Raw genomic sequence first — 23,121 nt, forward strand, 5'->3', positions numbered from 1 at the left:
CCCAGGCCCAGGCCGCGTTGCAAGCCGAACAACAACGCGCCGCCGACGAGCAGCAGGCGCTGACCGCCTTGCGCGCCAGGCTGGAAGCCGAGCAGGGCGCGCAGGAAGCCGCGCGCGAGCGCACGACCGCCGAACAGCAGCAGGCCGCCGCATTGCAGGAACAGCAGGCCGCCGAACAGCGGCTGGCGGCAGCTGCGGAGGCCGAAGCGCAAGCCGCACGCCAGATGGCCGCGCAAGTGGCGCTGGAAGCCGACCAGAAAGCAGTAGCTGCCCGCGCGCTGGAAGCGCAGGCGCACCTGGCCGTGGAACTGGGCGTGGCGCACGCCGAGCGCGCCCGGGTGGAACAGGAAAAAGCGGCCGCCGCCCAGGCCTTGCTGGCAGCGGAGCAGGACTTCGTGGCGGCGGAGCGCGCATCGCTGGCGCTGATCAACCAGAAACTTACGCAGCAGCGTCTCACCACGGCAGCGGAAGCGAAGGCCGCGCAAGCGATTGCTGGCCGCCTGGAAGCGGAGCAGGGCGTGGCTGAAGCTGCGCGCCAGCGTGCCGATGCCGAGGAGAATCAACTCGCTGTCGTGCGCGAGCGCGAGCAGCAGGAACTGGCCGCGCTGGCGGCCGTGGCGGAAAAGCTCGCGGCGCAGCAGGCCTTGCTGCAAGCGGCCAAGGCCCACGCCGAGATGCAGCGCAAGGTAGCCGACACCACGGCCGCCATGACGGCAGCCAAACAGCAGATGGTGGAACTGGAAACGCGGCGCTATGGCGCCGCGCAGAAGGTGCTGGCCAAATTGACCGTGACCGAAGGTGGGGTAGTGGAAACGCTGGATGCTGCCCGCGCCCGGAAAGAGGCGCGGATGGTGCAGCCGGTGTGGCGGTCGCGGTAAACGTTGCCGCTCAGCTGGCGTTCTATGGATCCCCGCGTTCGCGGGGAGGACGGATTTCAGGTCAGTGAACGCAAGGATGTCCGTGAGCCGGCAAACGTGATGCCGTCATCCCCGCGCAGGCGGGGATCCATGGACCGGTCGAGCAGAGCAACCGCTTACTGCTGTACCGTCACCTTGGTCACAAAATACTCACTCTCGCCAAAACACTGGGTCGGCACGCCGCGATGCTGCGCGTAACCGAGCACCACGCGCTTGCCGATCGCCGCCGACAGCTCCTTGGCCACCGCCTCTTCACGCGTGCTGAAGAAGAACTTCTCGGGGATCGCACCCGGCATCGACGTCAGCAGAATTTCACCTTCCCAAGTCTTGCAGAACCACCCCACGCGCGAGAACTTTTGCAGGTAGCCGGCCCGTTCGCCGTCCGAGTAGGACACGTTGAGCATGGTCCAGGTATAGGCGGCAAAAGCCAGCATGGCGACAACCACCAGGCCGATAAAGTACAGCAACACGCGTTTAGATTTCATGGATGGGCAGTCAAGTTATGCAAGATCGGGAATCTTATCACGCAGCGTGCCGCCGTTTATAACGGATTGAGGACCACAGCGAGATCAGGATGAACGCCACGCCCGACAAACCGGTAAACCACTCGGGAATATGGTATTTCACGCTGGTGAGCATGATCAGCGCCAGGATGCCGATCGCGTAGTGGGCGCCGTGCTCCAGGTACACGTATTCGTCCAACGTGCCCTTGTGCACCAAAAACACGGTCAGCGAACGCACGAACATGGCGCCGATGGCCAGGCCCAGCATGATGATGACCACGTCCTTGGTGATGGCAAAGGCGCCGATTACGCCGTCGAAACTGAACGAGGCGTCCAGTACTTCCAGGTACAAAAAACCGCCGATACTGCCGCGCGCAACGGTAGCAACCACGGCGCCTGCGCCACTCTTGCTGCCAACACCGGACTCGGTGGTGTCACCATCCTCGACATCTGCCGGTGGATCCTGCTCAAGCAGGTCGGACAGCCACGACACCGCCAGGTACACCACCACGCCGACCACGCCGGCAGTCAGCACGCTCAGCTTGTCTTTCTCGGGCACCATCGTCATGCAGCCGAACACGGCCGACAGGGTGAGCAGCACGGCCAGGCCGCCACTGCCGATCGAACCGAGTTTTTCCTCGATCCAGCCCAGCCAGTGATGTTCCTTGTCCTCGTCGAACAGGAAGTTGAGGAACACCAGCAGCAGGAAGGCGCCGCCGAAAGCGGCAACTTGCGCGTGGGCCTCGGTCAGGTGGCGCGAGTATTCGTCGGGCGTGGTGGTGGCCATGGTCCAGACATCGAACAGGCCCAGGCCGGTGGCGACCGAGACGATCAGCAGCGGAAACACCAGCCGCATGCCGAACACGGCCACCAGGATGCCGACCGTGAGGAACAGCTTGCGCCAGAACTCGTTCCAGTGGCGCAGGACGGACGCGTTGACCACCGCGTTATCGAACGACAGCGAGACTTCCATCACGCCCAGCACGGCGCAAATCCACAGCGCCGAGAGCATGCCGGCGCTGCCGCCGTGATTGAAACCCCACCAGCCGGCCAGGCCCATGAGGATGAAGGTGACTGCAAAGGAAACACCAAAGTGCCGCATATTGTTCTTCTTGGAAGTTTAAGGATGAAGCAATTTTAGCCCAGTTGTAGATGGTTAGGCATCATCGCTGGGCCGCCGTGCGCGGTTCTGCGATAATTGCGCCACAAAATTTGCGCCACAAAAAACTCAAGGATTATCGGATGGACATCGCATATCTCGTCACACCACTTATTACATGGATCACCGTTGGCCCGATCAAGTTCCTGATCAACAGCGCCAAGGCGCGAAAATGGGCGTTCAACCTGGTCGGTAACGGCGGTTTCCCCAGCAACCATAGCGCGGTGGTCTCCAGCATGGCCACCCTGATCGCGCTGCGCGAGGGCATCGGCCACCCGGCTTTCGGCGTGGCGGTCACGCTGTGTTTCATCGTCATCATCGACGCCAACAGCCTGCGCCAGCACGTGGGCAAGCAGGCGGCGGCCATCAACCGGCTCGCCGGCAAGGATGACGGCCACCAGTGGCTGCGCGAGCGCATGGGCCACACCTTGGTGGAAATTGCCGGCGGCCTGTGCACCGGCATCGCCATCGCCCACTTCATCAACCACTTCTTCGGCCGCTGATTCGCAGTTGCGCCACCGATAGCCGGTTTCCTCCGGCTATCTCCCCGAACTACCGTTCATCCCCCGATTTCGCAATTCAGCCACAGATTCTGCCGTTTGTCGCAGGCGCATTGACCACTTTCGGTCACTCGTGGATACTCTGCGCGCTGTAGTCTGGCTAAAATTCTAATTAAATCTAATTACTGCTTGTCCATCATCCGGAGATTCACTATGTTGCGCAAAACCCTGCTCGCTATCGCCGTCGCTACAGCCTTGGCGGGGTGTAACAAATCAGACGAGGAGGCCAAGAAAAAGGAAGCGGCCGCCAAGGCCGCCAATATTACTTTGCAAGTTGCAAGCGAAGACACGCTGGTGGTGCAATCGACCGGACTGGCGTCCGGCCCGGTCATCACCGGTTCGATCCAGCCCGAGCGCCGCGCCGACCTGCGCGCCGAAGTGAGCGCCATCGTGCTGCAAGTGCTCAAGGAAAATGGCGAACCGGTCAAAAAAGGTGACGTGATCCTGCGCCTCGATGAAACCTCGATCCGCGACAACGTCAATTCGGCCGAGGAGGCTGCGCGCGCGTCGCAGCAATCGCTGGACCAGACCCAGCGCATGCTCGAGCGCCAGACCACCTTGCGCTCGTCGGGCATGGTGTCGTCGCAGGCGCTCGAAGACATGGAGCTGCGCCGCAACACCGCCCAGAGCGAGCTGGCTGCCGCCAAGTCGCGCCTGGTGACCGCGCGCCAGCAACTGGGCCGCACCGTGGTGCGCGCGCCGTTCGACGGCATCGTCAGCGAACGCAAGGTCTCCAGCGGCGACACCGCCCAGGTGGGCAAGGAACTGGTCAAGGTGATCGATCCGGCCAGCATGCGCTTCGAAGGCACGGTGTCGGCCGACAAGATCGGCGTGGTCAAGGTGGGCCAGCCGGTGCTGTTCCGCGTCAACGGCTACCCGGGCCAGAATTTTGCCGGCACCGTCAAGCGCGTCGATCCGGCCGCCAATGCGGTCACCCGCCAAGTGGAGGTGCTGGTGTCGTTTGCCGGGCCATCGCAGCCGCGCGTGGCCGGCCTGTACGCGGAAGGGCGGGTCGAATCGCAAACTAGTGCCGCGCTGACGGTGCCGCAGTCGTCGCTGGTGCAGGCTGGCGACATCAATTATGTGTGGCGCGTAAAAAACGGCGTGATGAGCAAGGCGATGCTGGGCATCGGCACCCGCGACGAGCGCACCGGCAACTGGCAGGTGCTGTCGGGCCTGGCTGCCGGCGACACCATCATGCGCGTGCCCGGCTCGAACTTCAAGGATGGCCTGAAGGTGGCGTTCATTGCCCCGAAAGTGGTCAAACCGGCCCAGGCCGTCGCTTCGGCGCCAGCTGCCACCGTGGCAGACAAGAAGGAATAAACAGCCATGTTCTTATCGAATTTCAGTGTCAAGAAGCCGGTCGCCACGATCGTGCTGATCGTGGCCATGATGTGCCTGGGCCTGATGGCCCTGAGCAAATTGCGGGTCAACCAGAACCCGGACGTGGAAATCCCGTTCATCATCGTCAGCATTCCGTACCCGGGCGCCTCGCCCGAGACGGTCGAGCGCGAGATCATCAACCGCCTGGAAAAATCGTTCCAGTCGATTACCGGCGTGACCGAAACCAACTCGACCGCGTCGGAAGGCACGGCGCGCATCCAGGTCAAGTTTGGTTTCAGCAAGAACCTGATCGAGGCGTCGGACGAGATCCGCAACGCCATCGCCTCGGTGCGCTACAAGCTGCCGATCGAGATGCGCGAACCGATCCTGCAACGGATCGACACGTCGGCCCAGCCGGTGATGCAGCTGGCGCTGTCATCGACCGCGCAAACCCATTCGGCCATTTCGCGCCTGGCCGAAGACAAGCTGGCCGACCGCTTCCGCGGCATCGACGGCGTGTCGTCGGTAAATATCGACGGTTCGCTCAAGCGCGAGCTCTCCGTGCTGCTCAAGGCTGAAAAGCTGCGCGAATACAATGTGTCGGTCGGCGACGTGGTCAACGCGCTGCGCAACCAGAACACCAATGCGCCGGTCGGCAAGGTGCGCGGCGAGCTCGACGAAAAGAGCATCCGCCTGGTGGGGCGCATCGAGCGTCCCGAAGACTTCCAGCAGGTGGTGATCAAGCGTAATGGCGACGACCTGGTGCGCCTGTCGCAGGTGGCCACCATCGAAGACGGCTTTGCCGAAATGAGCTCGCTCAGCGTGCGCTCGGGCAAACCCAACGTCGGCATCTCGATTTCGCGTTCGCGCGATGCGTCCACCGTCTCGGTGGCGCACGCGGTGCGCAAGCTCACCGCCGAAATCAACAAGGAACTGCCCACGGGCACCGCACTGGAAATTACCCAGGACGGCGGCGAAGACGCCGAATCGAGCCTGAACAACGTGATCGAGGCGCTGGTGTTCGGCGCCGGACTGACCATTTTCGTGGTGTACGCGTTCCTCAATTCGTGGCGCTCCACCCTGATCACGGCGCTGTCGCTGCCCACCTCGGTGCTGGCCGCGTTTATCGGCGTGTGGCTGTGCGGTTTCACGCTCAACTTCATGACCTTGCTGGGACTGTCGCTGGCGATCGGCGTGCTGATCGATGACGCCATCGTGGTGCGTGAAAACATCGTGCGCCACATGCAGATGGGCGCGGACCGTCGCACGGCTGCGCTCAAGGGCACGGCGGAAATCGGCATGGCGGTCGCTGCCACCACGTTCTCGATCATGGCCGTGTTCATCCCGGTTGCCTTCATGCCCGGCATTACCGGCGAGTGGTTTCGGCCGTTCGCGCTGACGGTGACCTGCTCGGTGGCCGTATCGCTGCTGATCTCGTTTACGCTCGACCCGATGCTGTCGGCCTTCTGGGGCGACCCGCCGGACCACCATACCAAGCCGCGCACCGGCATCAGCCGCGTGCTGGAACGCTTCAATATCTGGTTCGACCACCAGGCCGACCGTTATGGACGCGTGATCGCCTGGGCGCTGCGCCACCGTACCGCCATGGGCCTGATCGCCGTGGCCTCGTTTGTCGGCGCCCTGGCCCTGCAGCACTTCAAGGGTGGTTCGAGCTTCCTGCCGGCCTCCGACTTCGGCACCATCGCGGTCGATGTGCGCACGCCGTCGTCGTCCAGCCTCGAGTATGCACGCCTGAAACTGCAGAACGCTGCCGACATCGCCTTCACCATCAAGGAAGTCAAGCAGACCAATGCTTACGTGAATGTGGCTGGCGGCAAGATTTACGTGGACCTGGGCAAGAAGCATGAACGCAACCGTTCCTCGGCCGAGGTGGCCAAGGAGCTGCGCGCCAAGCTGGCCGGCCTGGTCGGCGCCGAATACACGGTGCAGGACGACCTGGCCAACGGCGGCGGCAAGCCGGTGCAGATCCAGTTCACCGGCGCCGATTCGCGCAAGCTGATGGAAATTACCACCGATTACATGGAGCGCCTGCGCAAGGTGCCGGGCGCAGTGGACGTCACGCTGTCCGAGCAGGATCCGAAGGACGAGCTGCAAATCGTGCTCAACCGTGGCCTGGCCAACTCGATGGGCATCGCCGCCGGCGACGCCGCGCAAGCGCTGCGGGTAGCCTTTGCCGGCATCGAAGTGGGCGACTGGGTGGATCCGACCGGTGAATCGCGCGACGTGGCGGTACGCCTGGCGCCGGAAGACCGCGCCAGCGCGGAAAACATCGAGCGCCTGCCGATTTCCGTGGTGGGTACCAACCAGATGGTGCCGCTCGACCAGATCGCCGCCGTCACCATGGGCAAGGGCCCGTCGACCATCAAGCACAAGGACGGCAAGCGCGTGATCACCGTCACCGCCAACGCCCAGGGCCGCTCGGACGGCGAAGTGACCAATGCCGCCAAGGCGCTGGCCGAGTCGATCGACTTCCCGCCCGGCTACGGCCTGTCGCTGGGTGGCGCCGGCAAGGACATGCAGGAAGTGTTCGGCGCCATGGGCATTGCGCTGCTGTCCGGCGTGGGCCTGATGTATTTGATCCTGGTGATGCAGTTCGGTTCCTTCATGGCGCCGATCGGCGTGATGTTGTCGCTGCCGCTGTCCTTGATCGGCGTGGTGCTGGGCCTCCTGATTACCGGCGGCACCCTCAACCTGATGAGCCTGATCGGCGTGATCATGCTGATGGGACTGGTGGCCAAGAACGCCATCCTGCTGCTGGAAGCGGCCCGCACCCGCGAGGAAGAAGGCCACAGCCGTGAAGAAGCGCTGATGTACGCCGGCCGCATGCGCCTGCGGCCGATCCTGATGACCACGTTCGCGCTGATTGCGGGCATGTTGCCGGTGGCGCTGGCGCTGGGCGAGGGCGGCGAGTTCTACCGTCCGATGGCGGTGGCCATCATCGGCGGCACCATCACTTCGACCGTGCTGACCTTGCTGATGGTGCCGACCTTCTACGACAGCATCGAGATCAAGCGGGAAAACCTGGCCAGCAAGTTCCAACGCCGCATGGCGTACTGGGGCGCGCGGGCCGGCAACTTCGGCCTGCCACTGGCGGTGATCATCACTGCCATCGAGATCTTGCTGTTCCTGATCCTGGTGCGCTTCGTCTACCGCATCGTGATGCTGGCGGTGCGCTTCTTGATCGATGGCACCCGCAAGGGACCGCCCGCTGACCACGTCGATCTCGACAAGAAAGTGGCGTAAATCCAGGCCGGCATCGGATAAGTGCTTGTTTCAAAAGGGACCGATGGTCCCTTTTGTTTATCTTCAGTGCAGAGCAAGCGCTCGGTTTCAAGCGGAAAATTAGGGGCTTTCCTCTAGTAACTTGACTTTCGTGCGCAGACTTCCATCAGGTAAGCTGCTGGCCTTCCAGCACCTTGTCGCCCAGTCCGGTTGACACGGCGCCGGAACATGACAACCCTACAAAAAAGAGACGACACCATGCAACGTAAGATTCTTCCCCTGGTCATTGCCGCCGCCGTCGGCGCGCTTTCGTTCAACGCCCACGCTTCTGGCTATCGCTTCGGTTCGCAGAGCGTGTCGGCGCAAGGCACGGCCGACGCCAGCGGCGCCGAAGCCAACGACCCGTCGACCATCTTCTACAATCCGGCCGGCCTGTCGCGCCTGGAAGGCACGCAAATCAGCGCCGGCGCCACCTTCGTGGTGCCGCATTCGACCTACAACGACACCGGCTCGACCCGCTTCGGGGGCAGCCCGACCGGCGGCGGCAACCCGTCCGATTACGTGCCGTCGGTAAAAACCGCGCCGTCGATCTACGCCAGCACGAAAATCAACGACCAGTGGACCGCCGGTATCGGCCTGTTCGTGCCGTACGGCTCCAAGCTCGACTACGGCGATACCTGGGCCGGCCGCTACGCGCTGACCGACGTAATGCTCAAGTCGGTCACCCTGAACCCGTCGCTGTCGTTCAAGGTCAACGAACGCCATGCATTCGGCTTCGGCATCTCGGCCGAATTCATGAAGGCCGAACTGGGCCAGGGCGTCGACGTGCGCGGCACCATCGGCCAACTGCAATCGCCTGCCAACGCGGCGCAGCGCCAGGCACTGCTGGCAGGCATCGTTGCCGCCGGCGGCAACCCGGCCTTGCTGGCCAACGCCGGTGACGGCCATGGCTCGAACAGCGTCAAGGACTGGGGCTACGGCTTCAACCTCGGCTACATGTTCACGGTCGATGAAAGCACCCGCTTCGGCCTGTCGTACCGTTCGTCGATTGCCCACAAGATGAAGGGCAGCACGGTGTGGGACTTCTCGAACTCGACCACCGATCCGGTCGTCAACGCCGCGCTCAAGACCGCGTCGCACCGTGTCAATTCGGCCGCGCTGGTCAAGCTGCGCACGCCGGAAACCATTTCCGGCAATATCTTCCACCAGTTCGATTCGAAATGGGCCGGCATGGCTGATATCACCTGGTCGCGCCACAATCGCCTGGGCGACCTGCTGATCGAATTCCCGGGCACGCCGGAAGGCGCCGAAGTGATCCGCCAGCAATGGAAGAACACCATGCGCCTGTCGCTCGGTACCAGCTACGCTTACAGCGACAGCCTGACCCTGCGCGCCGGTATCGCCCACGACGAATCGCCGGTGGTCAGCGCCGAGCTGCGCCACCCGGCACTGCCGGACAGCGACCGCATCCAGTACTCGTTCGGTGCCAAGTGGAAGCTGAACGACCGTTCGTCGATCGACATGGCGTACAGCTACCTCGACTTCAAGGATGCGCCGCTGAACTACACCAACCTGTGCAACACCTTGTCGCGTACTTGCACCGGCAACGGCGAAACCACCCGTGGCGTAGCGCAGACCCACATCTCGTTGCTGGGCCTGTCGTACAACTACAAGTTCTAAGCCGTTCCCGACGGTGTAGCACCAGAGGGCCCTGCGGGGCCCTTTTGGCGTTATTGGCCGCTGGTGGGAGGTGTGCCAGAAGTGCCTGAGCCCGTGGTACCGCTGCCGCTGCCGCCGCTGCTGGTACCCGCTGCTCCGGACCCGGACCCGGATCCGCTGCTGGTACCGCCGCCGGCCGCGCCGCTACCGGTGCCGGAAGTGCCCGAGCCCGAACCGGCATTGCCCGAGCCGCTGGTATCGGCGCCGCTGGTGCCCGAGCCGCTACTGCTGCCGCTACCCGGCGTGGTGCCGGAACTGCCTGTGCCTGTGCCGCCAGTGCCGGTGCCGCCACTGCCCGAGCCGGTGGCGCCAGGCGTGGTGCTGCCGGGGGAGGAGGGGGTGGGAGTGGCCGATTCGGGCGAAGCCGAGGGGCTGGCTGGCTGGTCGGCCGGGCGGCGATCGCAGCCGGCGAGGAAGGCTGCGCCCAGTGCCACGCCGAGCGCAATTTTGCCCAAGGTATGCAGGGAAGTCATGATTTTTTCCTTTCAAAAAAAGCAAGAGGAAAATTTAGACCAGCGCCACGCGGGCGCGTTCCCTGTTTTTTCGATCAGGCGCGCTTGCTGTTGTCCTTGTCACTGCTGTCGCTGTCGATCGACAGGTCGGCATCGCTGTTGAAGACGGCCATATCGGTCTCGCCCATCACCCGGCTGGTCAGCGTGCCGGCCGTGATCGAGCCGCTGACGTTGAGCGCGGTGCGGCCCATGTCGATCAGCGGCTCGATCGAGATCAGCAGGCCCGCCAGCGCCACTGGCAAGTTCATCGACGACAGCACGATCAGCGCCGCAAAGGTGGCACCGCCACCGACGCCGGCCACGCCCACCGAACCGATGGTGATAATGGCCAGCAGCGGCGCGATGAAGTTGAACGTGAACGGATCGATACCGACAGTCGGCGCGATCATGATCGCCAGCATGGCCGGGTAGATGCCGGCGCAGCCGTTCTGGCCAATGGTGGCGCCGATCGAGGCGGCAAAGTTGGCGATACCCTCGGACGTGCCCAGGCGCTGAGTCTGGGTGGCCACGCTCATCGGAATCGAACCGGCGCTGCTGCGCGAAGTAAACGCAAAGGTCAGCACCGGCAGGATTTTCTTCACGAAGCGCAGCGGGTTCAGGCCGGCGCCGGTGACGATCAGCAAATGCACCATGAACATTAGCAGCAAGGCACTGTACGAGGCCAGCACGAAGTCGATCAGGTGCAGGATGTCGGTCGGGCTCGAGGTGGATACCATGCCCGCCATCAGCGCGAACACGCCGTACGGCGTCAGGCGCAGCACCAGCGTGACGATGCGCATCACGATCGCGTGGGCAACCTTGACGAAATGGTCGAACGAGCTGAACAGCTCGGGCTTCTTGTCATGGATGCCGGTCGCCGCCACGCCGATGAAGACGGCAAAGATCACCACCGCGATGGTGGAGGTCTTGCGCGCGCCGGTCAGGTCCAGAAACGGGTTGGCCGGAAGGAACGACAGCAGCATATTGGGCAGCGAAATCGCCTGCGCCGTGCCGACTTTGCCTTCCAGGTACACGCCGCGCGCGACGTCGGCGGCCGAGGCGGTCAGGCCCACGGCAGTCAGGCTGAACGCCTTGGCCATCAGGATGCCGATCACGGCCGCCACCAGCGTGGTGAGCATCAGCGTGCCGATGGTCAGCGCGCTGATCTTGCCCAGCGAATCGATGCCCTTGAGCTTGAGGATGGCCGAGACGATCGACACCATAATGAGCGGCATGATGATCATCTGCAGCAGCTTGATGTAGCCGGAGCCGACGATGTCGAGGTACTCGTTGGTGGTGGCCAGTTCCGGTGCGGTCACACCGTAGATGGCCTGCAGCACCGCGCCCAGCGCCACGCCGAGCCCCATGCCGGTGAATACGCGCACCGAAAAGGACGCGTTGCGACGTTGCAGAATGTAGAGCACGCCCAGCAGCACGGCAGCCGCCACCAGGTTCAGTATCACGTTGATCGCCATATTGTTCTTCTTTCACTGCAATTAAATAAAGCCCGCCCATACGCTGCAGGTCCAGCCATTTTATAGGGGTTGATCATGCTGCGCGAGACGGAAAGGTTTCAAGGAACGAATAATTGCTTATATGCTCAGCATATTCCTTTATAAAGGTTTCGTGGTCAAATCGCCACGACACATAAAACTCCTTTTATTTTATTGCATTGAAGTAATCGCTTGCCAGTTAGAATCATCTTTCATCGGTATTTCGGAGAGTGAGCATGGCAATCAAACATATGAAGGTTGGAACCAAGCTGGGCTTGGGTTTCGGCCTGGTGCTGGTGTTGTTGTTGGCGATTTCGGCACTGGGCGTGTTCAACATGAGCACGATCCATGCCAAGCTCGACCGTGTGGTCAATGAAAACGCCGTCAAGAGCGACCTCGTGGGGCAGATGTCGGAGTCGGTGCACATCGTGGCGCGCGTATCGCGCACGGTCGTGCTGCTCGAGAACGATGCCGCCATCGTCAATGAAATGAACAAGGTCACCGCCGCCCGCAACGCCTACAACGAGGCGCGCGACAAATTGGCGGCCATGCCGGCCACGGCCGCCGGGATGGCCATCCGTGAACGCATCGCCGGCCTGCAAAACCAGGCGCGCGAGCTGAACAACAAGGTGTTCGAGCTGGCCCGCAGTCACCAGGACGTGGCCGCCACCGACTTGCTGATGAAGCAGGCCGGTCCGGTGACCCAGAAGTGGCAGGACGCCATGGATGAATACGCCGCCCTGCAACGCGCCACCAACCAGGCCGATGCGCAAGCTGCAGGCATCGCGCACGCGCGGGCGCGCACCATGATGCTGGCGCTGAGCGCGCTGGCGATCGCCATCGGCGTGGTGGCCGCAGTGATGATCGCCCGCAACCTGCTGCGCCAGCTCGGCGGCGAGCCCGGTTATGCGGCCGATATCGCCGGCCGCATTGCCGCCGGCGACCTGACGGTGGTGGTCGATACGCGCCGCGACGACAACCACAGCATGCTGCACGCGATGAAGATGATGCGCGATGCGCTGTCGGCCATCGTCACCGAAGTGCGCACTGGTACCCAGACCATCGCCACTGCATCGACCCAGATCGCCGCAGGCAACCAGGACCTGTCGTCGCGCACCGAGCAGCAGGCCAGCGCGCTCGAGGAAACCGCCTCGTCGATGGAAGAGCTCACCAGCGCGGTGCGCCAGAATACCGACAACGCCCGCCAGGCCAATGCGCTGGCCGACACCGCCACCACGGTGGCGCGCCAGGGCGGCTCGGTGGTGGCGCAGGTGGTCGATACCATGGGCGCCATCAACGAGTCCTCGCGCAAGATCGTCGACATCATTGCCGTCATCGACGGCATCGCGTTCCAGACCAATATCCTGGCGCTCAATGCAGCCGTGGAAGCGGCGCGCGCCGGCGAGCAGGGCCGAGGCTTCGCGGTGGTTGCCACCGAAGTGCGCAACCTGGCGCAGCGCTCGGCCTCCGCCGCGCGCGAGATCAAGGAGCTGATCGGCAATTCGGTCGAGAAGGTGGAAGTGGGCAGCCAGCTGGTGGCACAGGCGGGCCAGACCATGGAGGACGTGGTGGCCAGCGTGCAGCGCGTCAACGACATCATGGTGGAAATTTCCAGCGCCGGCAGCGAGCAGAGCGCCGGCATCGAGCAGATCAACAAGGCCATCACCGAGATGGATACCGTGACCCAGCAAAATGCCGCCCTGGTGGAAGAAGCTGCCGCAGCGGCGGAAGCCTTGCAGGAGCAGGCGGCCAACCTGGAGCGGATCGTCAGCGTGTTCCGCGTCGATGGCTTGCCGACTGCGCCGGTGGCGGCGAAATTGGCGGCGCCGCGCAAGGCGGTGGCGCGCCTGGCTGCGCAGTGACATTGGATTCCCGCCTGCGCGGGAATGCCGGATTTACCTTGCCTGGCCCGTGAATCGTTCTCCCGGTGCCGTTAAACTGCCTGCGCCATCATCTCGAACTGGGTGCGGCCGTCGCCGGTGGCGGCCAGCCGGTACTGAAAACCATGGCGGCCCATCACCTCGCGCACGAATAGCAGGCCGATGCCCTGGCCACCTTTCTTGGTGGTGAAGAACGGCGTAAACAGCTGCTCGGCCGGCACGCCGCCGAGCAGGTTGCCGGTATCGAACACCGACAGCCGCACCGCGCCGTCGTCGCACACCAGCACGAATTCGATGCACTGCGCGATCGATGGCCGGGCGCCGCGGGCCTGCTCCACCGCTTCCATCGCATTCTTGACCACGTTGAGCAGCGCCTGCTCCAGCAGTTGCCGGTCCAGCGGCAACAATGGCGCGTCGTCGCAGCGGCCCCAGCCGATCTGGATGCCGCGGCTGCGGCACGGTTCGCGGTACAGGTACAGGATGTCGTCCATGATGTCGCGCAGCGCGCACGGCCGCAGCTCGGGCGCCGGCATTTTCACCACGCGGGTAAATCGTTCGATGAATTCGCCCAGGCGCACGTTGCGCTGCTTGACGGCAGCGATCGCGGTGCCGAAGTCTTCGCCGTCGCGGTCGGCCAGCTGGCCGCGATAATAGAGCAGCGAATCGAGCACCGAGCCGGTGGCCGCCACCGTGTTGTTGACCTCGTGCGCCAGTACGCGGATCAGCTTGTCGTAGGTGGATTTTTCCGAGCTTTCCAGTTCCTCGGTCAGTTCCTCGACCAGCAAAAAATGGCGCGGAAAGCCGCGATCGTGGAATTGCCCGCGCTGGCAGCGGTAGCGGCGGCCATCGAGGGCGCTGATCATGCGGCTCTCGCCCAGCGGCACCGCGTCGAGCTGGTCCATCAGCGCGCCGCCGTTGTCCAGCAGCGCCTGGGCGCTGGCGTTGAGCAGGCTGATGTTGCCGTCGAAATCGAACACGATTACCGCGCTCGGGGTGGCCTCCAGCAGCCGGTCGAGGAAACCCTGCTGCTCGCCCAGTTGCAGGCGCTCGCGGTACAGCCGCTCGAGCATGCTGTTGAACAGCGCCACCAGTTCGCCCAGCTCGCCGTCGCTGCTGCCTTGCAGCCGCGCCGCGTAGTGCTGGTCCTGCAGCAGGTCGTGGAAGTGACGCGTGTAGCCAAGCGGTTCGAGCGCGCGGCGGATCAGGCGCAAGCCCAGGAACAGGCTCACCAGCAGCGCCGCCTCCAGCAGCAGCATGGTCTGCGGCGTCTCGCGCAGCAGCACCACCACGGCCACGATGACCAGCACGTGCATCGCCACCAGGTACGCGTACAGCTTGTGGCGCAACGTCATGCGCACCTCATGACTGATTTTCGAACTCTGCCGTGCCCAGGCCATGCCGCTCCAGGCGCCGGTACAGTGCGGTTCGACTGAGCCCCAGCGCCTTGGCCACGCGCGAGATATTGCCCTGGTGCTGGTCGAGTGCGTGGGCGATCATGTGGCGCTCCACCTGCTCGAGGGTCATGCCGTCCACGCCCAGGCGGCGGTTGGCCGACGCGGTGCCGCCGTGTTCATGCTGGCCGGCGGCGATGAAGTCGGCCTGTTTCAGTTCGGTCTTGCCAACCAGGAGCAGGGTGCGTTCCAGCGTCTGCTTGAGCTGGCGGATATTGCCGGGCCACGGCTGGGCCGTCAGCCATTCCAGCGCCTGCGGCGCCAGCGTGGCCGGCCCCAGGCCGTAACTGCGGGCGACGTCGGTGAGGATGTGGCGCGCCAGCAGCGCAATGTCGCTGCGCCGCTCGCGCAGTGCCGGCAGGCGGATGGTGATCAGGTTGAGGCGATAGAACAGGTCTTCGCGGAAGTCGCCGGCCGCCACCAGTTCGGCCAGCTCGCGGTTGGTGGCCGACACCACGCGGATGTCGGCGCGCTCGGTGCGGCTGGCGCCCACCGCCTGGTAGGTCTGGTCTTGCAGCACGCGCAGCAGTTTTACCTGGTCGGAGCGATTGAGTTCGCCGATCTCGTCGAGGAACAGCGTGCCCTGGTGGGCGCTGGCCACGTGGCCCTTGCGGTCGGTGCGCGCATCGGTAAACGCGCCGCGCACGTGGCCGAACATTTCGCTCTCGAACAGCGTGGGCGTAATCGCGCCCATGTTGATCTTGACGATGGCCTGCTGCGCGCGCGGGCTGTTGCGGTGGATGGCGTCGGCCACCAGCTCCTTGCCGCTGCCGCTCTCGCCGAGGATCAGCACCGGCGCCCGGGTGGCGGCCACCTGGCCGATGGTGGCCAGCACCTGGAGCAGGCGCGGGTGCTCGCCGACGATGCCGGTAAAATCGAAGCGGGCGTCGAGCGCGCGGCGCTCAGCGGTGTGCGACGCCGCAGGCGACGGTGCTGCTGACGTCGCCAGCGGGGCTGGCGGCGTCAGCGTATCGAGCGTCGCCCGTACCAGCTCGGCCAGCTGCGTGTTGTCCCACGGCTTGGTGAAAAAGTTGGCGGCGCCGGCCTGCATGCCGCGCACCGCCAGGCCGATCGACCCCCACGCCGTCATCAGCAGCACCGGCAGCGCGGGGTGGGCCTGCTTGATCGCGGCCAGCAATTGCAAGCCTTCGTCGCCGCTGGTGTGCAGCGAAAAATTCATGTCCTGCAACACCAGGTCGATGGGCTGGCGCGCCAGTGCCGCCAGGGCCTGGGCCGGGTCGTCGCTGCACACGGTGGCGTAGCCGGCCTGCTTGAGCAGCAGCGCCAGCGAGACCTGGACCGCGCTGTCGTCATCGACTATCAGGATGCAGTGCTTGCGGGGTGATTCCATGGATGCGACAGCCTTATTCGTGGTGCAGCGCCTGCACCGGACTCAGTTGCGCGGCGCGCCAGCCCGGGTACAGCGAAGACAGCAAGGATAGCAGATAGATCACAGCGGCCGATAGCGCCACCGCCGCCCAGAACACCGGCCAGTTCAGCGTTTCGCTCATCACGCCGGTGAGCGGCAGCTGCACCAGCAACAGCAGGCCCACCAGCATGGCGCCCGAGCTGAGCAGGAATTGTTCGGCGATGATCTGGCGGTAGATGCTGCCTGACGCGGCGCCCAGCGCGCGGCGCAGGCCGATTTCCGGCGTGCGCTGCATGGTGTTTTGCCACAGCACCCCGAACAGCCCGAACGCCACCATCACCAGCAGGAAGGCGGCAATCACGGCGCCGATCTTGAGCGGCACCAATTGCAGGCTCAGCATGGATGCGCGCGCTTCGGTCAGCGGCGTGATCACCAGCGACCATTGCGGCTGCAATTGCTTGATGCGGGTGCTGAGCGCGCTCTCGAACGCGCGCGGCGTGCCGGGCCGCAGCTTGAGCATGACGATCGTCATCGCCTCCTTGCCCACGCCGGGTCGAAAACGCGGCAGCATGAACGGCACCGGGTCCATCAACTCGCCCTGCGAGCGGAATGCGTCAACCACGCCCACCACGCGGTAGCGGGTAGGATTGTTCTCATCGCTGGGGTCGGAAAACAGTTTGCCCACGGCTGCTTTGACCGCACCGGGAAACAGGCGCTCGGCCGCCAGCTGGTTGATCACGACCGGCGTGGTGTCGGCGCCGTCGTCGGCGCTGGAAAACCAGCGCCCGCTGGCAACGCGCATGTCCATGGTCGGACCGTACTGGTCACTCGCGTCCTGGACGTCGAGGCGGATCGGTCCGGTACCGTCGGCGCGTTCGTATGTGCCAGAGCGGCGCGACATTTGGTACACGGGCAGGGCGGCAAACGCCACCTGCTCCACCTCGGGCAGGGCCAGCAGGTTGCGCTGCACCTGGTCGTAGACGGCAGCGTCGTTGACCAGCGGTTTTTCAGTGCGGATCTGCACCATCCACTGGTTGCGGTATGAAAAGCCGGTGGGCAGCTGTTGCAGCTGGACGTAGCGCGCGGCAAACGCCGCCACCGCGAACACCAGCACGAAGGCGAGCAAAATTTCCAGGCTCAGCAGCAGGTTGCGCGACTTGCGCCGCCAGATCAGTTTCAACAGTTGGCGCAGCATCATGCGGTTCCTTTCAGGGCTTGTACGGGCGCCAGGCGCGACATTTTCCAGGCCGGGATCACGCCCGACAGCACGCCGAACACCAGCGTGACCAGCAAGCCGTAACCGAACACCGCCAGGTTGAGTTGTACCCGCAGGTACGGTATCAGGCCGGAGTTTTCCAGCCACCACAGCACGCCGGCGGCCGCCGCCAGGCCGATCACGCCGCCCGCCAGGCACAGCAGCACGTTTTCCAGCACCAGCTGCGCCACCAGGTGGGCGCTGGTGGCGCCAAAGGCCTTGCGCACGCCGATCTCGCTGCTGCGCTCCAGGATGCGGCCCATGTTGAGGTTGACCAGGTTGAGCGCGGGCAGGGCCATGAACAGCAGCATCAGCACCACGATGGCGGTGAGCAGCTTGCCCACGCCGGCATCCTCGGCACGACTGGACGTGAGCGTGCGGGCAAACACCTCGAGCTTGGTATCGCCCCAGAAACGGTTGCGATCCATCTTGTTCGGATCGACCGGCGGCACGGTGCGGGCCACGCTGATCAGTTGCTGCTTGATGGCGGGCAGGTCGGCGGCCGTGCGGCCCAGCACCATCACGGTAAACATGCCGTATGTTTCGCCCTTGTATTCGGTGGAGGGCAGGGTGGTGATCGGGGTCCAGATATCGGCGTAGGCATTCAGGTGCAGCGCATCTTCGACCACGCCGATCACGGTAAACAGCTGGCCGCCGACGCTGACCTTCTGGTCCAGGTAGGGCAGTCCGGGAAACAGCCGGCGCGCGGTGGACGCGTTGAGCACGGCCACCATGCGGCCCTGGGCGTCATCGTCTTGCGTGGGCAGGCGGCCTGCCAGCAAGTTGAAATCGAGGATCTTCCAGTACTCGGCATCGACGCGGCGCATCATCACCTCGCTCACGCGGCCTTCCTGGTACACCGAGACCGACTGTGGAAACAGCGTGGCCGACACCGCCTCCACGCCGCCCTTGCCTTGCAGCGGTTTGAGGTACTGCTCGATCACCTTGTAGCCGAACAGGCCATTGCGGCGGTTGTCCTTGGTGGAATGGCTCGACTCCATCAAGATCATTTGCACGAAGCGCCCGCTCTTGCCTTCCACCCCGGTGGGAAAGAAGGTGTTTTGCAGCAGCGCCGTGACCACCATCAGCACCACCAGCGTGAGCACGATGCACAGCAGGTTAATCGCGGTAAACAGTTTGCGGCGCATGAACACTTTCCACGCCGTCAGCAGGTAATTCCTGAACATGGCGCCCCCTTACGCGACCAGCTGGCCGTCGAACACGCGCACGATGCGCGAAGCCAGGCGGGCGTCGTGTTCGTTGTGGGTGACCATCACCACGGTGGTGCCCTCGCGGTGCAGTTGCAGCAGGATGTCCATCACTTCGCGGCCCATCTGGCTGTCGAGGTTGCCGGTTGGCTCGTCGGCCAGCAAGACCTGCGGCTGGCCGACGATGGCGCGGGCGATCGCCACCCGCTGCTGCTGGCCGCCCGACAGCTGGTTCGGGTAATGGTCCATGCGCGCGCCCAGGCCCACTTTTTCCAGCGCCTCGCGCGCCATGCGGGTGCGCCGCTTGGCGGGCAGGTCGCGGTACAGCAGCGGCAGTTCGACGTTGTCGATCACGCGCAAGTCATTAATCAGGTGAAAGCTCTGGAAGATGAAGCCGAACGTGCTGTTGCGCAGCTGCGCCACGTGCTTGTCCTGGTACGACGCCACCGGTTGGCCGCCGACCGCGATGGTGCCGCTGCCCGGTACGTCGAGCAGGCCGATCAGGTTGAGCAGGGTGCTTTTGCCGCAGCCGCTGGGGCCCATGATGCTGACGAACTCTGCCTTGGCGATATGCAGGTCGATGTCTTTCAGGGCCAGGGTTTCCACCTTGTCGGTGCGGTAGGTTTTGCTCACTTGGTGCAGGCGTATCATATTGGTCCTCTTAGTTGTCGATGCGAACGCTGTCGCGATCCTTGTAGCGGCTGGTATCCGATGTGATCAGGCGGTCGCCCGCGCGGGCGCCTGTTAAAATTTCCACCGCCTTGCCGTCGCCGGCGCCGATGTCGAGCACGGTCTTGCGCGCCACGCCATCGCGGACCACGAACACGTCTTGCGGACCACGGCCGTTGAAGGCGGGCCCGGCGTCCACCAGCAGGGTGTGGTTCTTTTGCGCGGTAATGATGTTGACCTCCACTCGCAGCTTGTTGCGCAGCATGGCGTGGTGCGGTTCGTCGAGCACGACCAGCAGCTTGACGGTGCCGTTCTGGATCTCGGGCAGGATGGTCTGCACCACGCCTCGCAGTTTGACGTTGCCTTGCTCCACCAGCACGGCCTGGCCCGGATCGAGCGCGCGCGCATGGAAGTCCGACAGCGACGCCTCGACCTTGTAGTTGTTGGGTTCGGACACGCGCGCCAGCATCTGGCCGATCGCCACGCTGGCGCCTTCATCAGCCAGCAGCGCACTGAGCATGCCAGTGAACGGCGCCCGCACGGCGGTCTGCGCCAGCAACTGCTGCTGCTCCTGCAACTGCTTGTTGAGGATGTTCTTTTGCAGCCGGGCGCCGTCGATATTGGTGGACGTGGCGCGGCGGCTGTCCTCGATCAGTTCCTGCTGCTGGCGCAGGGAAATCTCGTTGCGCTGAACGTTCAGTTCGGCCGTCAGCAAATCCTCGGCCGACACGCCGCCCGCCTTTCGCAAGGTCTGGTAGCGGCCCAGTTTCACGCGCGTGTCTTGCAAGTCCAGCTGCAGCAGTTCGATGGCGCTGGCCAGTTGCTTGCGTTTCTGGTCGAGCTCCTGGGTCAGCGCGACGATGCGGTTTTCCTGCAGCGCCAGTTGTTCGCGGATGTTGTCGATCGCCAGCACCACGCTGCGATTGTCGAGCTCGAGCAGCAGGTCGCCGGTCTGCACTTGCTGGCCGAGCCGCGCATGGACCTTGCCCACCCGGCTCTGGATCGGGCTGGCCACCTGCTCCTCGTGCACCGGGATGACGATGCCGGACGCGTTGATGGTGTTGGCGATGCCGCCCGCGCGCACGGTGGCGATGGTGACGCTGTCGGCCGCAACGCTGGCGCCTACCGCGCGGTTCAGGCCCCACGCCGCCAGGCACACGCTGGCCAGCACGGCCGTAACCACCAGCGCGATGGTGGTGCGGCGGCGGGCGGTGAAGCGCGGATTGATCGGTTGGTCCATAAGTGTTCCGGCAAGTAAGTATGGCGGGAACTGGAGCAACCACCGTGCCAGCGGCTGTCATCATAAAAATACCTGTCGAATCAAAGTGTTAGATGGCGGCCAACATTGCAGTGCAGGCGCCCGTATGCCCGCCGCCGGGCACCACCGTCCGGATCCGGACACCTGGCTGCGTGTGGAAATTTACCAACCGTGGATTCAAAACAATGTGATACCGTGGGGACACAAAATCAACAATGCGAGGCGAGAAATGACTATCAAAAACTTCGCGACTGTGCCCGGCCTGCTGAGCGTGCTCACTGCGCTGATGCTGCCCATGCTGCCCGGATCGGCCATCGCCGGCGAGGACGACGACGCCATCGTCACTGACCGTCCCGACTTCGTCGAGTCGAGCGACGTGGTGGGCAAGGGGCGCTTCCAGATCGAAACCAGCGTTGCCGTCGAGCGCGACAAATCCAACGGTTTTAAATTGCGCACCGTCTCCACCCCCACCTTGCTGCGCCTTGGCATTGCCGAGGACTGGGAGTTGCGCGTGGAAACCGATGGTCGCATGCGCGCCACCGCCGACAACCAGGCCAGCGGCCAGCGCCTGCGCGAGAGCGGCTACGCCGACACCGCCGTCGGCGTGAAATGGCATGCGCTGGACGAGGAGGGTGCGCGGCCATCCGTGGGCGTGCTGGCGCACTGGGACCTCGATACCGGCTCGGCGCCGTTCCGCGCGCCCGGCAAGGGCGGCTCCCTGCGCGTGGTGGCCGAGTGGGAGCTGCCCGCCGACATGAGCCTGGGTGTGATGCCGGGCGTGGTGCGCCAGCGCAACGACGACGGCCAGCGTTTTACCAGCGGCATCTTTGCCGTGGTACTGGGCAAGGAGTGGAACGACCGCCTGCGCACATTCGTTGAATATTCCGCGCAGCAAGTCGCCCATGCGCGCGACGGCGGTTCGATCAATACGGTTGACGTGGGCGCCGCCTGGCTGCTGAGCAAATCGGTGCAGGTCGATACTGCTGTCGCGCGGGCCCTCAATAAAAACGCCCCCGACTGGAGCTGGACGGTCGGCTTGTCGCTCAAATTCTAGGAGTTCTGCATGAGCTGGACCATCAAGCGGCGGTTGCTGCTCTCTAACCTGGTGACGCTGGTGTTCGTGGGGCTGGTCGGCCTGGTCGGCTACCAGGCCGTGGCCGTAATGAGCGGGGCCATGGATGCCATCACCGTCAACGGTTCGGCCATGAAGGATCAATTGCAAGCTGACATGATGCACGACGCGCTGCGCGCCGACGTGCTGGCCGCGCGGCTGGCGGCGGACCGCAACGACGCTGCCGAAATCAAGGGCGTGCGCGAGGACACCGCCGAGCATATCGCGCTGTTTCGCAAACTCATCGACGACATGGGCGCGGCCACCACCGACGCCGAAATCCAGCAAGCCATGCGGCAAGTGCGCCCCGACGTTGACCGCTATCTGACCAGCGCCCAGCAGATGGTGACGTTGGCGCTGTCCGACAAGGACGCCGCCCAGGCACAGTTCGGCGCGTTCATGGAAAGCTTCCGCGTGCTCGAGAAAAGCATGTCGGGGCTGAGCGACGTCATCGAGAAGAACTCCGAGGCCACCAAGGCGGTGGGCGACGCGGCCGTCACCCGTTCGCGCTACCAGATCATCGGCTTCGCCGCGCTGGCGGCGCTGGTGTCGCTGGTGATGGGCCGCGCCCTGGCGCGCTCGATCCTGACGCCGCTGAACCAGGCGGTGGGCTTTGCCGCACGCGTGGCCCAGGGCGACCTGTCCGAGCGGATCGAGGTGGGCGACGACGACGTCTCCGAAACCGGTGTGCTCAAGCGCGCGCTGCGCGACATGAACACCAGCCTGCACCGCATCGTGAGCCAGGTGCGCGGCGGCACCGACGCCATCGCGCTCGCCTCGGGCGAGATCGCGGCCGGCAATATGGACCTGTCGGCGCGCACCGAATCGCAAGCGAGTTCGCTTGAAGAAACGGCCTCGTCGATGGAAGAGATGACCACGATGGTCCATCACAACACCCGCCACGCCAACGAAGCCAATACCCTGGCGGCATCGGCCACCGACGTGGCCGTGCGTGGCGGCGCCGTGATGACCGAAGTGGTGGCCACCATGGCGAAAATTAACGCGTCGTCGCAGCGCATCGTCGACATCATCGGCGTGATCGAGGGCATCGCCTTCCAGACCAATATCCTGGCGCTGAACGCTGCCGTGGAAGCTGCGCGCGCCGGCGAACAGGGCCGGGGCTTCGCGGTGGTGGCGTCCGAAGTGCGCGGACTGGCGCAGCGGTCGGACGCGGCTGCCAAGGAAATCAAGCTGCTGATCGACGCCTCCGCCGGCCAGGTGGAAGCGGGCAGCGCGCTGGTGGGCCAGGCCGGCGGCACCATGGACGAAGTGGTGGCCAGCATCGGCCGCGTCAACGCCATCGTGCGCGACATCGCCAGCTCCAGCCGCGAGCAGGAACTGGGCATCGACCAGGTCAACCAGGCCATTGTCAGCATCGACAGCGCCACCCAGCAAAACGCCGCGCTGGTGGAGCAGGCTGCCGCTGCCGCCGGCGCGCTGCAGGAACAGGCTGATCAACTGGCGGGCGTGGTGCAGGTATTCCGGCTGGCGTGACGGCAACATTTCTTGGTG

Annotated in this window: 17 protein-coding genes and 1 pseudogene; 8 read left to right on the forward strand and 10 right to left on the reverse strand. The window is 64.4% G+C overall.

Features of this window, described 5'->3' with window-relative positions; translation table 11 throughout:
• A pseudogene (locus DUPY_RS20385) lies at positions 1-878 on the forward strand (hypothetical protein); the annotation flags it as partial.
• Between the two features lie 155 nt (positions 879-1,033).
• Here the strand turns inward: DUPY_RS20385 and DUPY_RS20390 are convergent.
• Together DUPY_RS20390 and DUPY_RS20395 are read right to left on the reverse strand one after the other, a co-directional pair.
• Positions 1,034-1,402: a DUF8785 domain-containing protein gene (locus DUPY_RS20390; protein ID WP_070250583.1), complete on the reverse strand. Its 369-nt coding sequence runs from the start codon at positions 1,400-1,402 to the stop codon at positions 1,034-1,036.
• 37 nt (positions 1,403-1,439) lie between these two features.
• Positions 1,440-2,522, reverse strand: a complete 1,083-nt coding sequence (locus DUPY_RS20395; RefSeq protein ID WP_070250585.1) for a DUF475 domain-containing protein — start codon at positions 2,520-2,522, stop codon at positions 1,440-1,442.
• A 140-nt stretch (positions 2,523-2,662) separates the two neighbouring features.
• On the opposite strand from DUPY_RS20395, the gene DUPY_RS20400 reads away from it, so the two are divergent.
• The 4 genes from DUPY_RS20400 to DUPY_RS20415 all read left to right on the forward strand — a co-directional run bounded on the left by DUPY_RS20400 (position 2,663) and on the right by DUPY_RS20415 (position 9,385).
• Positions 2,663-3,082: a divergent PAP2 family protein gene (locus tag DUPY_RS20400; RefSeq protein ID WP_070250587.1), complete on the forward strand. Its 420-nt coding sequence runs from the start codon at positions 2,663-2,665 to the stop codon at positions 3,080-3,082.
• A 210-nt stretch (positions 3,083-3,292) separates the two neighbouring features.
• A complete protein-coding gene (locus tag DUPY_RS20405; protein ID WP_070250589.1) occupies positions 3,293-4,462 on the forward strand; it encodes an efflux RND transporter periplasmic adaptor subunit in 1,170 nt (389 codons plus the stop codon).
• Between the two features lie 6 nt (positions 4,463-4,468).
• On the forward strand, positions 4,469-7,726 hold the full coding sequence (locus DUPY_RS20410) for an efflux RND transporter permease subunit (RefSeq protein ID WP_070250591.1): 3,258 nt from the start codon (positions 4,469-4,471) through the stop codon (positions 7,724-7,726).
• 237 nt (positions 7,727-7,963) lie between these two features.
• Entirely contained in the window at positions 7,964-9,385 is a 1,422-nt protein-coding gene (locus DUPY_RS20415) for an OmpP1/FadL family transporter (protein WP_070250592.1), read from the forward strand.
• A 50-nt stretch (positions 9,386-9,435) separates the two neighbouring features.
• Here the strand turns inward: DUPY_RS20415 and DUPY_RS20420 are convergent, their stop codons facing one another.
• Together DUPY_RS20420 and DUPY_RS20425 are read right to left on the reverse strand one after the other, a co-directional pair.
• Positions 9,436-9,897: a hypothetical protein gene (locus DUPY_RS20420; protein ID WP_070250593.1), complete on the reverse strand. Its 462-nt coding sequence runs from the start codon at positions 9,895-9,897 to the stop codon at positions 9,436-9,438.
• Positions 9,898-9,971: 74 nt separating this feature from the next.
• On the reverse strand, positions 9,972-11,390 hold the full coding sequence (locus DUPY_RS20425; RefSeq protein ID WP_070250600.1) for an L-cystine transporter: 1,419 nt from the start codon (positions 11,388-11,390) through the stop codon (positions 9,972-9,974).
• 254 nt (positions 11,391-11,644) lie between these two features.
• Here DUPY_RS20425 and DUPY_RS20430 point away from each other — a divergent pair, with 254 nt between their 5' ends.
• Positions 11,645-13,270: a methyl-accepting chemotaxis protein gene (locus DUPY_RS20430; RefSeq protein WP_070250602.1), complete on the forward strand. Its 1,626-nt coding sequence runs from the start codon at positions 11,645-11,647 to the stop codon at positions 13,268-13,270.
• Positions 13,271-13,341: 71 nt separating this feature from the next.
• Here DUPY_RS20430 and DUPY_RS20435 read toward each other — a convergent pair whose 3' ends face one another.
• Genes DUPY_RS20435 through DUPY_RS20460 form a run of 6 tightly spaced genes read right to left on the reverse strand, consistent with a single transcriptional unit; the run spans position 13,342 to position 20,480 of the window.
• Positions 13,342-14,640 carry a sensor histidine kinase gene (locus tag DUPY_RS20435; protein ID WP_070250604.1) on the reverse strand — a complete coding sequence of 433 codons (1,299 nt, stop codon included), beginning with the start codon at positions 14,638-14,640 and terminating at the stop codon, positions 13,342-13,344.
• 7 nt (positions 14,641-14,647) lie between these two features.
• Positions 14,648-16,090 carry a sigma-54-dependent transcriptional regulator gene (locus DUPY_RS20440; protein ID WP_070250605.1) on the reverse strand — a complete coding sequence of 481 codons (1,443 nt, stop codon included), beginning with the start codon at positions 16,088-16,090 and terminating at the stop codon, positions 14,648-14,650.
• A gap of 13 nt (positions 16,091-16,103) precedes the next feature.
• Positions 16,104-17,306 (reverse strand): ABC transporter permease, encoded by a 1,203-nt coding sequence (locus DUPY_RS20445; RefSeq protein ID WP_229255444.1) that lies wholly within the window; start codon positions 17,304-17,306, stop codon positions 16,104-16,106.
• A complete protein-coding gene (locus DUPY_RS20450; RefSeq protein ID WP_070250607.1) occupies positions 17,303-18,550 on the reverse strand; it encodes an ABC transporter permease in 1,248 nt (415 codons plus the stop codon). Before DUPY_RS20450 ends, DUPY_RS20445 begins: the two co-directional genes overlap by 4 nt.
• A gap of 9 nt (positions 18,551-18,559) precedes the next feature.
• Positions 18,560-19,222: an ABC transporter ATP-binding protein gene (locus DUPY_RS20455; RefSeq protein ID WP_070250609.1), complete on the reverse strand. Its 663-nt coding sequence runs from the start codon at positions 19,220-19,222 to the stop codon at positions 18,560-18,562.
• 10 nt (positions 19,223-19,232) lie between these two features.
• Positions 19,233-20,480, reverse strand: a complete 1,248-nt coding sequence (locus tag DUPY_RS20460; protein WP_070250611.1) for an efflux RND transporter periplasmic adaptor subunit — start codon at positions 20,478-20,480, stop codon at positions 19,233-19,235.
• A gap of 247 nt (positions 20,481-20,727) precedes the next feature.
• On the opposite strand from DUPY_RS20460, the gene DUPY_RS20465 reads away from it, so the two are divergent.
• Together DUPY_RS20465 and DUPY_RS29120 are read left to right on the forward strand one after the other, a co-directional pair.
• A complete protein-coding gene (locus DUPY_RS20465) occupies positions 20,728-21,552 on the forward strand; it encodes a transporter (protein WP_084640819.1) in 825 nt (274 codons plus the stop codon).
• Between the two features lie 9 nt (positions 21,553-21,561).
• Entirely contained in the window at positions 21,562-23,103 is a 1,542-nt protein-coding gene (locus tag DUPY_RS29120) for a methyl-accepting chemotaxis protein (protein WP_070250613.1), read from the forward strand.
• Positions 23,104-23,121: the final 18 nt, after the last annotated feature.

It is taken from the genome of Duganella phyllosphaerae (genome assembly GCF_001758785.1).
Lineage (GTDB): Bacteria > Pseudomonadota > Gammaproteobacteria > Burkholderiales > Burkholderiaceae_D > Rugamonas > Rugamonas phyllosphaerae.